Source organism: Kitasatospora sp. NPDC089509, assembly GCF_044749365.1.
GTDB lineage: Bacteria > Actinomycetota > Actinomycetes > Streptomycetales > Streptomycetaceae > Kitasatospora.
Genome location: NZ_JBIVHS010000028.1, coordinates 40,326 through 53,165, shown reverse-complemented (window position 1 = coordinate 53,165; position 12,840 = coordinate 40,326). Strand labels below are relative to the sequence as shown.

Annotated in this window: 11 protein-coding genes; 6 read left to right on the top strand and 5 right to left on the bottom strand. The window is 74.9% G+C overall.

Annotation, left to right across the window (positions count from 1 at the left end):
- Positions 1-42 precede the first annotated feature (42 nt).
- Together pgm and ACIP4P_RS37695 are read right to left on the bottom strand one after the other, a co-directional pair.
- Entirely contained in the window at positions 43-1,683 is a 1,641-nt protein-coding gene (gene pgm, locus ACIP4P_RS37700; protein WP_400926721.1) for a phosphoglucomutase (alpha-D-glucose-1,6-bisphosphate-dependent), read from the bottom strand.
- A 426-nt stretch (positions 1,684-2,109) separates the two neighbouring features.
- The gene (locus tag ACIP4P_RS37695; protein ID WP_400926718.1) at positions 2,110-2,907 is read right to left on the bottom strand and encodes a GNAT family N-acetyltransferase; all 798 of its coding nucleotides are present in this window, start codon (positions 2,905-2,907) and stop codon (positions 2,110-2,112) included.
- A 333-nt stretch (positions 2,908-3,240) separates the two neighbouring features.
- Here ACIP4P_RS37695 and ACIP4P_RS37690 point away from each other — a divergent pair, with 333 nt between their 5' ends.
- Both ACIP4P_RS37690 and ACIP4P_RS37685 read left to right on the top strand, forming a co-directional pair.
- Positions 3,241-3,582, top strand: coding sequence for a hypothetical protein (locus ACIP4P_RS37690; RefSeq protein WP_400926715.1), 342 nt, complete (start codon positions 3,241-3,243; stop codon positions 3,580-3,582).
- Entirely contained in the window at positions 3,579-3,950 is a 372-nt protein-coding gene (locus ACIP4P_RS37685) for a hypothetical protein (protein WP_400926712.1), read from the top strand. Before ACIP4P_RS37690 ends, ACIP4P_RS37685 begins: the two co-directional genes overlap by 4 nt.
- A 16-nt stretch (positions 3,951-3,966) precedes the next feature.
- On the opposite strand, the gene ACIP4P_RS37680 is transcribed toward ACIP4P_RS37685, so the two are convergent.
- On the bottom strand, positions 3,967-5,187 hold the full coding sequence (locus tag ACIP4P_RS37680; RefSeq protein ID WP_400926709.1) for an RNA-guided endonuclease InsQ/TnpB family protein: 1,221 nt from the start codon (positions 5,185-5,187) through the stop codon (positions 3,967-3,969).
- Positions 5,188-5,444: 257 nt separating this feature from the next.
- On the opposite strand from ACIP4P_RS37680, the gene ACIP4P_RS37675 reads away from it, so the two are divergent.
- On the top strand, positions 5,445-6,935 hold the full coding sequence (locus ACIP4P_RS37675; RefSeq protein ID WP_400926706.1) for an FAD-binding protein: 1,491 nt from the start codon (positions 5,445-5,447) through the stop codon (positions 6,933-6,935).
- Positions 6,936-7,041: 106 nt separating this feature from the next.
- Here the strand turns inward: ACIP4P_RS37675 and ACIP4P_RS37670 are convergent, their stop codons facing one another.
- Positions 7,042-8,595 (bottom strand): multicopper oxidase family protein, encoded by a 1,554-nt coding sequence (locus tag ACIP4P_RS37670; RefSeq protein WP_400926703.1) that lies wholly within the window; start codon positions 8,593-8,595, stop codon positions 7,042-7,044.
- 279 nt (positions 8,596-8,874) lie between these two features.
- Here ACIP4P_RS37670 and ACIP4P_RS37665 point away from each other — a divergent pair, with 279 nt between their 5' ends.
- From ACIP4P_RS37665 to ACIP4P_RS37655, 3 genes are read left to right on the top strand one after another with little or no spacing between them, the layout of a single operon-like run.
- On the top strand, positions 8,875-10,446 hold the full coding sequence (locus ACIP4P_RS37665; RefSeq protein ID WP_400926700.1) for a pyridoxal phosphate-dependent decarboxylase family protein: 1,572 nt from the start codon (positions 8,875-8,877) through the stop codon (positions 10,444-10,446).
- The gene (locus tag ACIP4P_RS37660) at positions 10,443-11,132 is read left to right on the top strand and encodes a GNAT family N-acetyltransferase (RefSeq protein ID WP_400926697.1); all 690 of its coding nucleotides are present in this window, start codon (positions 10,443-10,445) and stop codon (positions 11,130-11,132) included. The genes ACIP4P_RS37665 and ACIP4P_RS37660 overlap by 4 nt, the downstream gene beginning before the upstream one ends.
- Complete coding sequence (locus tag ACIP4P_RS37655) at positions 11,129-11,854, top strand: DUF6875 domain-containing protein (protein WP_400926694.1); 726 nt, start codon at positions 11,129-11,131, stop codon at positions 11,852-11,854. Before ACIP4P_RS37660 ends, ACIP4P_RS37655 begins: the two co-directional genes overlap by 4 nt.
- 113 nt (positions 11,855-11,967) lie before the next feature.
- On the opposite strand, the gene ACIP4P_RS37650 is transcribed toward ACIP4P_RS37655, so the two are convergent.
- Positions 11,968-12,831, bottom strand: coding sequence for an ABC transporter permease (locus ACIP4P_RS37650; RefSeq protein ID WP_400926913.1), 864 nt, complete (start codon positions 12,829-12,831; stop codon positions 11,968-11,970).
- Positions 12,832-12,840: the final 9 nt, after the last annotated feature.

Sequence of the window (12,840 nt, the reverse complement as noted above, 5' to 3'; positions counted from 1 at the left end):
GGCCGGGGAGGGTGCTCCCCCGGCCCCGCCCGGGCGTGCGGGTCAGGCGCCGAGCACCTCGCCGACCAGGGCGCGCGCCTCCTGCTGCACCAGGGCCAGGTGGTCGGTGCCCAGGAACGACTCGGCGTAGATCTTGTACACGTCCTCGGTGCCGGAGGGGCGGGCCGCGAACCAGGCGTTGTCGGTGCACACCTTCAGGCCGCCGATGGCCGCGCCGTTGCCGGGGGCGTGGGAGAGCACCGCGGTGATCTTCTCCCCGGCCAGCTGTCCGGCGTCGACCTGCTGCGGCGACAGGCGGGCCAGGCGGGCCTTCTGCTCGCGGTCGGCGGGGGCGTCGACGCGGGCGTAGGCGGGGGCGCCGTGACGGGCGGTCAGTTCGCGGTAGCGGGCGCTGGGGGTGGTGCCGGTGACGGCGGTGATCTCGGCGGCCAGCAGGGCCAGCAGGATGCCGTCCTTGTCGGTGGTCCACACCCCGCCGTCGCGGCGCAGGAAGGAGGCGCCGGCGCTCTCCTCGCCGCCGAAGGCGATCGAGCCCTCCAGCAGGCCGTCGACGAACCACTTGAAGCCGACCGGGACCTCCAGCAGCTGGCGGCCCAGGTCGGCGGCGACGCGGTCCAGCATCGAGGAGGAGACCAGGGTCTTGCCCACCGCGGCGTCGCCGGGCCAGTCGGCGCGGTGGCGGTAGAGGTAGTCGACGGCCACCGCCAGGTAGTGGTTGGGGTTCATCAGGCCGCCGTCGGGGGTGACGATGCCGTGCCGGTCGGCGTCCGCGTCGTTGCCGGTGGCGATGGCGTACTCGTCCTTGCGGCCGATCAGGGAGGCCATCGCGGCCGGGGAGGAGCAGTCCATGCGGATCTTGCCGTCCCAGTCCAGCGTCATGAACCGCCAGGTCGGGTCGGTGACGGGGTTGACCACCGTCAGGTCCAGGCGGTGGGTCTCGGCGATGCGCCCCCAGTAGGCCACCGACGCCCCGCCCAGCGGGTCGGCGCCGATGCGAAGTCCCGCCGCCCGCACCGCGTCCAGGTCCAGCACCGAGGGCAGGTCCCGGACGTAGGCGCCCAGGAAGTCGTGGCGCCCGGTGGTGGCGGCCGCCAGCGCCCGCGCGTAGGGGACCTTCTTCACCCCGCGCAGGCCCTCGCGGATCAGCTCGTTGGCGCGGTCCTGGATCCAGCCGGTGGCCTGCGAGCCGGCCGGGCCGCCGCTGGGCGGGTTGTACTTGAAGCCGCCGTCGCGCGGCGGGTTGTGCGAGGGGGTGACCACGATGCCGTCCGCCAGCGCCCTGGGGCTGCGCCGGTTGTGGGCCAGGATCGCGTGCGAGACCGCCGGGGTGGGGGTGTAGCCGTCGGCGTCGTCGATCAGCACCTGAACGCCGTTGGCGGCCAGCACCTCCAGCGCCGTGGCCCTGGCCGGCTCGGACAGGGCGTGGGTGTCCGCGCCCAGGAACAGCGGTCCCGCGACGCCCTGTTCGGCCCGGTACTCGCAGATCGCCTGCGTGGTCGCGGCGATGTGGTCCTCGTTGAACGCCGCGTCCAGCGAGGAACCCCGGTGTCCCGAGGTCCCGAACGCGACCCGCTGCGCCACCTCCTGGGGGTCCGGGCGCAGCGCGTAGTAGGCCGTCACCAGCCGCGCCACGTCCACCAGGTCCCCGGGCTGCGCCGGCTGCCCGGCCCGTGCGTGTGCCATCCCTGTACTCCCGCCGAAATCAGCTGACTCGCGATACGTCCTCGCCCCGCGCTGACCGATCGTAGCCAGAACACGGCGCCGCCCCGAACCGAACGGGCCGGTCCGGGGCGCGCGGGGGCGCGGGCGGGGCGCCGGCGAGGGCTCAGGAGGCGGGCGGGCGCTCGCGGCGGGCCTGCGGCGCGGGGGCGGTGACGGCGGCCGCGGACTGCCTCACCCGGTCCCCTCCCGCCGCCGGGATCACCCCGCCGGTGCGCGGCGCCGTGCGCCCCGGGGCCGGGAACACCCCTGCGGCGTACGGCTCCTGCGGCCACGCCGCGTGCCGGGCGAGGGCCCCGTCGGTCCGCTCCGGCGCGGCGGGGCGGTCCGGCTCCGGTACGAACCTGCCGTCAGGCCGGCCGCGTACGGGGGCCGGAGCGGCGGCGGGGTTCAGCGGGAGGCCCACCAGGTGGCGGGCGCGGCGGCGGTGTAGCCCAGCGACTCGTACAGCGGGCGGCCCAGCTTGGAGGCGGTGAGGGTGAACGGCAGGTCGGGCCGGTCGGCGAGGGAGGCGAGCATGACGGCCCGGCCCACGCCGCGCGAGCGCGCCCGCGGCGAGGCGGCGACCCAGTAGTGGCTGCCGGCGCCCTCGTGCACGACCCGTACCAGGGCGCCCACGGCCGTGCCCTCGGCGCGGGCGAGGAACACGTCCACGCCGGGCTCGCCGAGCAGCGCCGGCGGGAAGAGCTCTCCGGGGCGGTGGGGTTCGAGGGCGGACAGTTCGAAGCCCTCGATCACGACCCGCTCGGCGGCCCGCAGTTCGCCGGCCTCCCGTACCCGGACCACCTCCACCGCCGGCGCACCGGCCGCGGTGGCCGCACCCGCCGGGGTGGGCGGGCGCAGCATGACGGGCATCTGCCAGCCGCGCAGGCCCAGGTGGGCCAGGTCGGTGGTGCTGAACGGGTCCTCGGCGGTGACCGGGCCCGCGGCCCGGCGTACCAGGTCGGCGAGTTCGGCCAGGTCGCCGGCGTCGGGGTCGGGTTCCTGGAGCAGGATCCGCAGGCCGGTGCGCCCGTCGCCGTCGACGGCGAGGAAGCCGCGGCGCCGGATCACCTGGTGGCCCCGGGAGCGGCCGGTCGCGGCCCAGAAGGCGGCGGAGTTGCGGGCCTGGCGCGCCGGCGCCCGGTCGAGGGCGGGGGCCCGGTCGGCGGCGGGGGCCTGGGCGGTGGTGGTGGATCCGGTGGTCATGACGCCCACGGTAGTGGGGAATTGGCCCGCTGTACCGGGCCATTCCGGTGCGGCCGCACTGGGCCACCTCGGGGGCTCCCGTACGGTCCCAGGAGCGTTTCGACCCTTATCCTGCCAGGTCAGGCCAGGGTTGCGGTAGGACGCAGCACACCCTTTTTCCGCCTTGCCCGCTCCCCCGCGCACCCCGCACACTCGTGCAACACCCACTCCCCCTTCCGCGGCCCACGCGCCGCCGCCCGCTCGTGCGGGCGGCCGGCGTGCGCGCCGTCGCGCCCCGGCGCCACCACGGGGGGTGGCCCGAGAGATGAGCAACGATGAAGGGGGACACGGGAGTTGACCGTGCACAAGGACCTGGTACTGGCCGCGCGGATGCGGCTGCTGAGCCACAACGAGCGGATCCTGACCGGCGAGGAGGGCATGCGGGTCTACCGGATCCTGTTCGCCGTCAGCCCGCAGGTGTACGCCTACAAGCTCGCCTACGTCCTGCGCGAGCTGGGCGAGACCGACCCCCGGGCGGCCCGCGACCCCGAGGTGCGCCGGGCGCTGCTGGAGGAGGCGCGGGCCGTCGCCGCCCGCATCCCCGCCGACGCGCCCGCCCACCAGCGGCGCATGTGGGAGTACAGCACGGCCGAACTGCGGGACGTCGAGCGGCGCCTGGGCCGGGCGGAGCGGTGAGCCGCCCGCACGAGGACCTCGTCCTGCGGGCCCGGATCCGGCTGCTGAGCTCCGACCCGTGGCCCCCGGAGGGAGAGGAGGCGATGCGCGTCTACCGGGTCCTGTTCGCCGTCGGCCCGCGCGCGTACGCCTACCGGCTCGCCGCCACCCTGCTCGACCTGGGCCGGGACCGGCGCTCCCGCCTGCCCCGGGCGGCGCGGCGCGCACTGCTGACGGAGGCGCTCGAAGCGGTGGCGCACGTCCCGGCCGGCGGCCCCTGGTACGAGGAGCGGATCGGCGAGTGGGTGCGCGGCGCGCTCGCGCAGCTGGACGCGCAGGAGTCCCGGCAGGCGCGGGGCGAACAGGAGTTGACTTCCTCACCCGCGTGAACGCGGGTGATTCCCCTCAGCCTCGCGGCTGAGCCGCTGCGCGTAACGCAACGGTTGGGACTACTTCCTGCTTCACCGACGACCGCCCGCCCGGAGTGCTCCGTTGAGGTCTTACACCGTCTCCACAGGCTGCTGCCGCCAGCCCGGCGGCCAGGATGTTCCTGGCTGCGTTCACGTCCCGGTCATGGGTCACGCCGCAGCCACACGTCCACTCGCGGACGTCGAGGGGCATCTCGTCACGGATGGTCCCGCAAGCCGAGCACAGCCTGGAGCTGGGGAACCACCGGTCAACGGTGATCAGCTCGCGGCCGTACCACCGGGCCTTGTACTCCAGCATGGCCCGCAGCTCCGTCCACGAAGCGTCCGAGATGGCCCGGGACAGCTTCTTGTTCTTGAGCATGTTGCGGACGGCCAGGTCCTCGATCACGACCGTTTGGTTTTCACGGACGAGTCGAGTGGTGAGCTTGTGCAGGAAGTCCCCGCGCCGGTCGGCGATCCTCGCGTGGACGCGGGCGACCTTGCGCCGGGCCTTCTCCCGGTTGGCCGAGCCCTCAGCCTTGCGGGCGAGTTCCCGCTGTGCCTTGGCCAGGCGTTCCCGGTCGGCGCGCTCGTGCTTCGGGTTGGTGACCTTCTCCCCGGTGGACAGCGTCACCAGGCTGGTGATCCCGGCGTCGACGCCCACCGCCGTACGGACGGGCGCGGGCATCGACGGGCGATCATCGCACAACAGGGAGACGAACCACCGTCCAGCCGCGTCCTGCGACACGGTCACCGTGGACGGCGACCGCCCCTCCGGGAGTGGCCGCGACCACACGATGTCCAGCGGCTCCGCCATCTTGGCCAGCGTGAGCCGACCGTCCCGGTACCGAAACGCGCTGGTGGTGTACTCGGCCGACCTACGGGACTTCTTCTTCGACTTGAACGTCGGGTACTTCGCCCTCCCGGCCCAGAAGTTGGAGAACGCCCCTTGCAGATGCCGTAAGGCCTGCTGCAACGGAACAGAGGAGACCTCCGAGAGGAAGGCCAGTTCCCCGGCCTTCTTCCACCCGGTCAGCATCGCCGACGTGGCGTTGTAGTTCACCCGCTCCTGACGCATCGTCCACGCTTCGGAACGGGCGGCCAGCGCCTTGTTGTACACGAGCCGCACACACCCGAACGTGCGTGACAGCTCAGCAGCCTGCGCATCCGTCGGGTAGAAGCGGAACTTGAAAGCCCGCTTCACATGAGTGCCCGCCATTCTCACAAACTACCCAGACCTGACGTAACGACCAAATCTGCGGGTCAGAGCACTGCAATCCGCCCTGCGGCGAATCGCAGCCCCTTGCCCTGCTCCGCAGGAGTTCCGTTTCCTCCCCCGACTAAAGCCGGGGGTATCCACGGAGGTATCTGATGACGTGAGGCCGCACGGCCGGGAGCCCGGTGCGGGCCGGTAGGCGCTGCCGGGATGGTTGCGGTACAACAATCCCTATTTGACGACTGATCGGAGAAACCCTGATGAGCAGGTCGGGTCTGTCCCGCCGCGCCCTGATCGCCGGTGCCGGCGCCGCCGTCGTCGGCTGGAACACCGCCGCCCGCGCCTGGGCCGCCGAGCCCGGCGCCGGCGTCGCCGAACTGCCCGCCCTGGACGGCGCCGTGACCCTGGCCGGCGACGGCCTGGAGCGCTTCGCCTGCGACTTCGGGCACCTGGTCACCGCCGCGCCCCGCGCGGTGCTGCGCCCCGGCTCGGTGCGGGACGTGCAGCGGGTGGTCGCCTTCGCGGCCCGTCACCGCATCCCGGTGGCCGTCAACGGGCAGAGCGGGGACGCGGCGGCCCTCGGGCAGGCCGGCCTGGAGTCGCACTCCAGTTACGGCCAGGCCAACCCGCGCGGCGGCATCGCGATCGACGCCCGCGGCCTGGGCCGGATCGTCTCGGTGCGCCCGGGCGTGGCCGTGGTGGAGGCCGGCGTCACCTGGGCGCAGCTGGCGGACGCGGGCCTGGCCAAGGGCTGGGTGCCGCCGGTGCTGACGGACTACCTGCACCTGTCGGTGGGCGGGACGCTGAGCGTGGGCGGCATCGGCGGGGCGGTGCAGCACCACGGCCTGCAGACGGACACGGTGCGCGAGGTGGAGGTGGTGACCGGGTCGGGCGAGCTGGTGACGGCCTCGCGCGAGCGCGAGCGGGAGCTGTTCGAGGCGGTGCTGGCCGGCGGCGGGCAGGCGGGGATCATCGTGCGGGCGACGCTTTCGCTGGTGCCGGCGCCCGAGCGGGCCACGGTGTTCACGCTGGCCTACGACGACCTGGACGCCTACCTGGCCGACCAGCGGGCGGTGCTCGCCGACGGGCGGTTCGACCTGCAGGTCGGCAACGTGGTGCGCAGCGCGGACGGGGCGCGGTGGCGGTACACGGCGGAGCTGGTGGCGTACGGGCGGGCGGGCGCGCCGGTGGAGCGGGAGCGGCTGCTGGCGGGGCTGTCGCCGGTGGCGGGTGAGACGTCGGTGGTGGAGCAGAGCTGGCGCGAGTACGCGTTCCGGGTGGACGCGTTCGCGGGGTACCTGCGGGCGGCCGGGTTCTGGGGGCTGCCCAAGCCGTGGCTGTCGCTGTTCCTGCCGGCGTCGACGGCGGGGGTGTTCATGCGGGAGGCGGCCGCCGAGCTGACGGCCGCGGACCTGGGGGCGGGGCTGCTGCTGTTCTACCCGTACGCGCGGGAGCGGGTGCGCACGCCGCTGGCGGTGCTGCCGCAGGAGCCGGTGGGCTGGCACTTCGACCTGCTGGCGTTCCCGGCGCCGGGCGCGGACGTGGCGGGGATGCTGGAGCGCAACCGGCGCCTGTACGAGCGGGCGGTGGCCCTGGGCGGCAAGCGGTACCTGATCGGGGCGGTGCCGGGGATGACGGGCGGGGACTGGGCGCGGCACTACGGCGCGCTGTGGGAGCGGGTGCGCCGGGCCAAGCGGCGTTTCGACCCGGCGGGGGTCCTGACGCCGGGGCAGGGCATCCACGCCTCCTGACCGCGGCCGGCGCCGGCGCCGGTCTTCCCGGGAGGGGGGCCTTCCCGGGAGGGGGCCTTCCCGGGAGGGGGCCTTCCCGGGAGGGGGGCCGGCGCCGGCGGCGGTGTCAGGTGATCTCCATCTGGGCCATCATGCCCATCGCGGAGTGGTCCAGCAGGTGGCAGTGGTAGGGGTAGCGGCCGCGGTAGGAGGTGAAGGAGGCCTGCAGGCGCACGCTCTCGCCGGGCATCAGGCGCACGGTGTCCTTGAGGCCGGACTCCTCGGGGCCGGGGGCCTTGCCGTTGCGGGCCAGGACGCGGAACTGCACCAGGTGCAGGTGGAAGTTGTGCGGGGTCTCCTTGTTGCCGTTGACGACGGTCCAGATCTCCGAGGTGCCGAAGGCCACCGCCGCGTCGACCCGGTTCGGGTCGTAGACCTTGCCGTCGATCATGCCGCGCGGGGCGGCGCCGGGGGTCTCGTCGACCGTCAGGACGACGGTGCGTTCGCGGGCGACGGCGGTGGGCAGGGCGGGCAGGGTGCGCAGGACGGCGGGTACCGAGCTGGGGTCGTGGGCGGCGCGGGTGATGTCGAAGCGCAGGACGACGCCGACGTGTTCGGCCGGGCCGGGGGGCATGGAGTTGGTGAGCACGACGCTGGAGCCGACCTTGTAGCGGGAGAAGTCGATGACGACGTCGGCGCGCTCCCCGGGGGAGAGGTCGACGGTGTCGGTGGTGTGGGGGCGTTCCAGCAGGCCGCCGTCGGAGCCGATCTGGGTGATCGGGCCGCCGTCGGCCAGGCGCAGTGAGAAGAAGCGCAGGTTGGAGGAGTTGAGCAGGCGCAGCCGGTACTTGCGGGCGGCGACCTCGACCTTGGGCCAGGGGCGGCCGTTGGCGAGGATGGTGGCGCGGCCGGCGGGGTCGTCCATGCGGTAGACCAGGCGGCCGGCGTGGTCGAAGCGGGCGTCGCGCAGGGCGATGGGCAGGTCGTAGCGGCCCGAGGGCAGCGGCAGGGCCTCCTCGGTGGCGTCGGTGAGCAGGTAGGTGCCGGACAGGCCGCGGTAGACGTGTTCGGATTCCAGCTGGTGGGCGTGGTCGTGGAACCACAGGCTCGCGTGGGGCTGGTCGTTGGGGTAGGTGTAGGTGCGGGCGGCGCCGGCGTCCAGGAGGTTCATCGGGCCGCCGTCGGAGGCGGCGGGCACGGCGGCGCCGTGCAGGTGGACGGAGACCGGGTCGTCGAGCAGGTTGCGCTGGCGCACCACGACGGGGCGCCCGGAGCGGGCGCGGATGACGGGGCCGGGGAAGGCGCCGTTGTAGGTGAGGACTTCGGTGCGGTGCCCGGGCAGGATGCGGGCGAAGGACCTGAGCATGGTGACGCTGTAGGTGTCGGTGCCGTCCGCGGTGTCGACGGGGCTGAGCACCGGGGGCAGCGGCAGGACGGCGGTGAACTTCTCGGCCAGCGCGGGGCCGGCGTCGGGGCCCGGGTCCGCGGCCGCGCCGGTGCCGGCGGCCGGGCCGGCGCCCATGTCCATGTCCATGGCCGTGCCGGTGCCGTTGCCGGTGCCGGTGCCGGTGGCGGCGGTGTGGGCGGCCTGGAGGGGGGCCGGGCGCACGGTGGCGCGCAGCAGCAGGACCCCTCCCCCGGTCGCCAGGGCGGCGCCGATCATCCTGCGTCTGGTCACCATCGCCTCAGGTCCTCCCCGTCACGCCCGTACGGGCCCTCGCTTCCCCCGGCCGGGGACGTGTTCCGGGGGTGATTGCAGCAGCGCCTCCTGTGGCCGGGCTGGGGTCCGGCTGGGGCCGCGCGCGGTGCGCGGCGGGTGCCGCGGGGCGGGAGGGCGGTGAGCTGCGGATGTTGCGGGCGCCTTGCGCGGGGGCGGTCACGGTGGCTCGGGACGCACTCGAAGAACCCTCAAGAACCGGGCCCCGCACGGGGGTCCGGCGGATGCGAAGGAAGGGCCCCCGTGGACCTGCGGTACTGGCTGCCCAGGGCGGCCGAGGTGGCCGAGCGGTGGGGCGAGCGGTTCGGGCCGTACACCCCGCACCCGGCGAACGCCGTGGACGAGGCGGACTTCGCCGCCGCGTTCGAGCGTTTCGCCGCCCGCCTGGAGCACAACTCCCCGTTCTTCCACCCCCGTTACGCCGGGCAGATGGTCAAGCCCCCGCACCCGGCGGCCGTGGTGGGCTACCTGACGGCGATGCGCTTCAACCCCAACAACCACGCCTACGAGGGCGGCCCGGCCACCAACGACATGGAACGCGAGTGCGTGGCGGCGCTGGCCGCCATGTTCGCCCTGCCCGCGCACGTGGGCCACCTGACCTCCAGCGGCACCATCGCCAACCTGGAGGCGCTGTACGTGGCCCGCCAGAGCCACCCCGAGCGGGGCGTGGCCTACAGCGCGCAGGCCCACTACACCCACAGCCGGATGTGCCACGTGCTCGGCGTCCAGGGCCACCCGGTGCCCGCCGACGCCGCCGGGCGGATGGACCCCGGCGCCCTGGAGGCGCTGCTGCGCACCGGGCGCGTCGGCACCGTGGTGGTCACCTGCGGCACCACCGGGCTGGGCGCCGTCGACCCGGTGCACGAGGTGCTGGCCCTGGCCCGCCGCTACGGGGCGCGGGTGCACGTGGACGCCGCCTACGGCGGGTTCTTCGCCCTGCTGGGCCGCGACCCGCGGCAGGCCGCCGCGCTGGGCATCGACCCGGCGCCGTGGCGGGCGATCGCCGGCTGCGACTCGGTGACCGTCGACCCGCACAAGCACGGCCTGCAGCCCTACGGCTGCGGCGCGGTGCTGTTCGCCGACCCGGCGATCGGACGCCACTTCGCCCACGACTCCCCGTACACCTACTTCACCGACGCCGAACTGCACCTGGGCCAGATCAGCCTGGAGTGCTCGCGCGCCGGCGCCTCGGCCGCCGCCCTGTGGCTGACCCTGCAGCTGCTGCCGCTGAGCGCCGACGGCCTGGGCCGGGTGCTGGCGGCAGGGCGGCGCGCCGCCCTCGACTGGGCCGAACTGATCGACTCCAGCGAGGAACTGACCCTGTATCAGATACCGGAGCTGGACATCGTCAGCTACTTCCCCACCCCGGGCGCCGGCGCCGCGACGCTCAGCGCCGTGGACGCGGCCAGCGACCGGGTGCTGCGCGCGGGCATGGCCGACGACCGGGACCCGGTCTACCTGAGCACGCTGCGGGTGGACGCCGCCGACCTCACCCGCCGCCACCCGCACCTGGCGGCGGACACCGACGGGGCGCGGGTGCTGCGCAGCGTGCTGATGAAGCCGGAGGCCCAGGAGTGGGTGCCGCGGCTGCACGCGCGGGTGGCCGCCCTGGCCGCCGGGGCCGTCGCCGCCGACACCGCTGTTCCCGGGGCCGCTGTTCCCGAGGCGGCCGGGCCCGACGCCGTTGCCGCCGCCGTCACCGCCGCCGCCGTTGCCGTTGCCGAGAGCGCCGTTACCGAGAGCGCCGTCGTCGAGACCGCTGTCGCCGAGAGCGCCGTTGCCGAGACCGCCGTTGCCGAGGAGAGCCCGCGTTGACCACCGCCCCCGCCGTGCGGCCCGCCCCCGTGGCCGCACCCGCCGCCCCGCCCGCCGCCCCGCTCCTGCCCCGGGCGGCCCGCGCCGAGGAGGCCGGGCCGCTGGCCCGGGTCCTGGCCGCCGCCTTCCAGGAGGACCCGCTCACCCGCTGGGCCTTCCCCGACCCCGAGCACCGCGCGCGGGTGCTGCCCGCCTTCTTCCGCGTCCACCTCGAACAGTGCCTGGCGCACCGGGGCGTGCTCGCCGTCCACGACCGCGCCACCGGCGAACCCCAGGGCGCGGTGCTGTACCTGCCGCCGGGGGTGTGGGAGGACCCCGGCCGCCAGAACCGCAGCGCCGCCCGCGCCCTGGACCGGGCGATCGACATCGCCCGCCACCCCGAGTCCGCCCGCCGCCTGGCCGCCATCACCCGCCTGCAGATCCGCCGCCACCCCCGCCACCGCCCGCACTTCTACCTCGCCTTCATCGGCGTGCTCCCCGAGGCCCGCCCCAGCGGCGCGGGCCGGGCCCTGCTCGACACCCTCCTGGCCGAGGTCGACCACCACGGCCAGGCCGCCTACGCCGAGACCAGCTCCCCGGCCGGCGCCCGGCTGTGCGCCGCCTCCGGCTTCACCCGCTTCGGCGAGGCGATCGCCCTGCCCGGCGGCGGACCCCACCTGAACCCGGTGTGGCGGGGGCCCCGATGACCGCCCCCGCCACCCTCGCCCCCGCCCCGGCCCCCTCCCTCGCCTCCACCGGCCCGGGCGGCCTCGCCACGGCCGGCCTCGCCCCGGCCGCACTGCGCCTGTTCAGCGCCGAGGACATCGACGCCGGCGCCGCCCGCGCCCACCCCGAGGCCGCCGAGATCCTGCGCTGGGCCCGCCGCTTCCTCACCACCGCCCACCCCGACCTGGGCCGCAGCGGCCCGGTCTGCCCCTACACCCAGCCCTCGCTGCGCCGGGGCCTGTTCCACCTCGCCGTCACCGACGGCGCCCCCCACACCGACCTGCACGCCCTGGTCGGCGAACTGCGCGGGCACTACGACCGGCTGCTGGCCCACCTCACCGAGGAGGCCGAGCGCGAACTGCTCACCGTGCTGCTGGTCCTGCCCCAGCTGGACCCCACCGACTCCACCGCCCTGGACGCGCTCCAGCGCGGCGCCAAGGACGAGTTCGTCGAACAGGGCCTGATGATCGGCCAGTTCCACCCGGTGTGCGAGGAACCGGGCCTGTGGAACGGCACCTTCCGCCCGCTGCGCGCACCCGTGCCGCTGCTGGCCGTGCGCAAGCTGCTGGTCTTCGACCTGCCCTTCCTGCTCGGCGACCCCGGCCATCTGGCCCACTACCTGGCCCGTTTCGCCCCCCAGGTCCCCGCCCGCATCCGCGACCAGCTCGTCACCGGCCTCACCACCCAGAGCCCCACCACCTGAACCGCACCACCCGAACCGCACCCGCGACCGCCCGCCCCCACGCGCGCGGAGCCCGGCCGGCGCCCGGGCTCCGCGCGCGCCCCTTCCCGCAACGGCCGCGATCCTGCGGCGCGTCAGCGGGCCAGGCGCCCCAGCAGGGCGGAGGCCGCCGCGATGCCCGCCACCGTGGCCACCGCCAGGACGGCGAAGTCCAGCGGCAGGTGGGAGGGGGTGCCGATCAGCAGCCCGCGCAGCGCGTCGACCTGGTAGCTGAGCGGGTTGACCTTGCTGACCGCCTGCAGCCAGCCCGGCATCAGGTGCACCGGGTAGAGGGCGTTGGAGCCGAAGAACAGCGGCATCGTGATCGCCTGGCCGATGCCCATCAGCCGGTCGCGGGTCAGCACGATCCCGGCGATCGCCATCGACAGGCAGGAGAAGAACGCCGAGCCGAGCAGCACCACCGCCACCACCCCCAGCAGGCGCAGCGGGTTCCACGTCATCGCGACCCCGAGGACGGCGGCGATCAGCACCACGACCACCGCCTGGAGGACGGCCTTGACCCCGGCGGCGAAGGCCTTGCCGGTGACCAGGGCGGCGCGCGGGGTCGGGGTGACCAGGAGCTTGGTCAGCACCCCGGAGTCCCGCTCCCAGATGATCATGATGCCGTAGAAGATCGCGATGAACATCGCGGACTGCGCGATGATCCCGGGCGCCAGGTAGTCCAGGTACGGGATGCCGCCGGTGGGGATCGCCTTGAGGCGGGTGAAGGTCTCCCCGAAGATCAGCAGCCACAGCGCCGGCTGGACGGCCCGGGTGTAGAGCTCGGTGCGGTCGTGGCGCAGCTTCTGCAGTTCCACCGCGCACATCGCGGCCACCCGGGCGGGCACCACGCGCCAGCCGGTGCGGGCGCGCGGGGGCACCAGCAGCAGGTCCAGCGCGGGCGCGGATATCGGGGGTTCAGCCGACGCGGTTGGCCGTGCGGCGGGTACGGCGGACATCGCCGAAGT

What these genes read in the sequence shown, in the direction of transcription:
- pgm (WP_400926721.1), bottom strand. Translation starts at nt 1,683, where the DNA reads ATGGCACACGCACGGGCCGGGCAGCCGGCGCAGCCCGGGGACCTGGTG.
- ACIP4P_RS37695 (WP_400926718.1), bottom strand. Translation starts at nt 2,907, where the DNA reads ATGACCACCGGATCCACCACCACCGCCCAGGCCCCCGCCGCCGACCGG.
- ACIP4P_RS37680 (WP_400926709.1), bottom strand. Translation starts at nt 5,187, where the DNA reads ATGGCGGGCACTCATGTGAAGCGGGCTTTCAAGTTCCGCTTCTACCCG.
- ACIP4P_RS37675 (WP_400926706.1), top strand. Translation starts at nt 5,445, where the DNA reads ATGAGCAGGTCGGGTCTGTCCCGCCGCGCCCTGATCGCCGGTGCCGGC.
- ACIP4P_RS37670 (WP_400926703.1), bottom strand. Translation starts at nt 8,595, where the DNA reads ATGGTGACCAGACGCAGGATGATCGGCGCCGCCCTGGCGACCGGGGGA.
- ACIP4P_RS37655 (WP_400926694.1), top strand. Translation starts at nt 11,129, where the DNA reads ATGACCGCCCCCGCCACCCTCGCCCCCGCCCCGGCCCCCTCCCTCGCC.
- ACIP4P_RS37650 (WP_400926913.1), bottom strand. Translation starts at nt 12,831, where the DNA reads ATGTCCGCCGTACCCGCCGCACGGCCAACCGCGTCGGCTGAACCCCCG.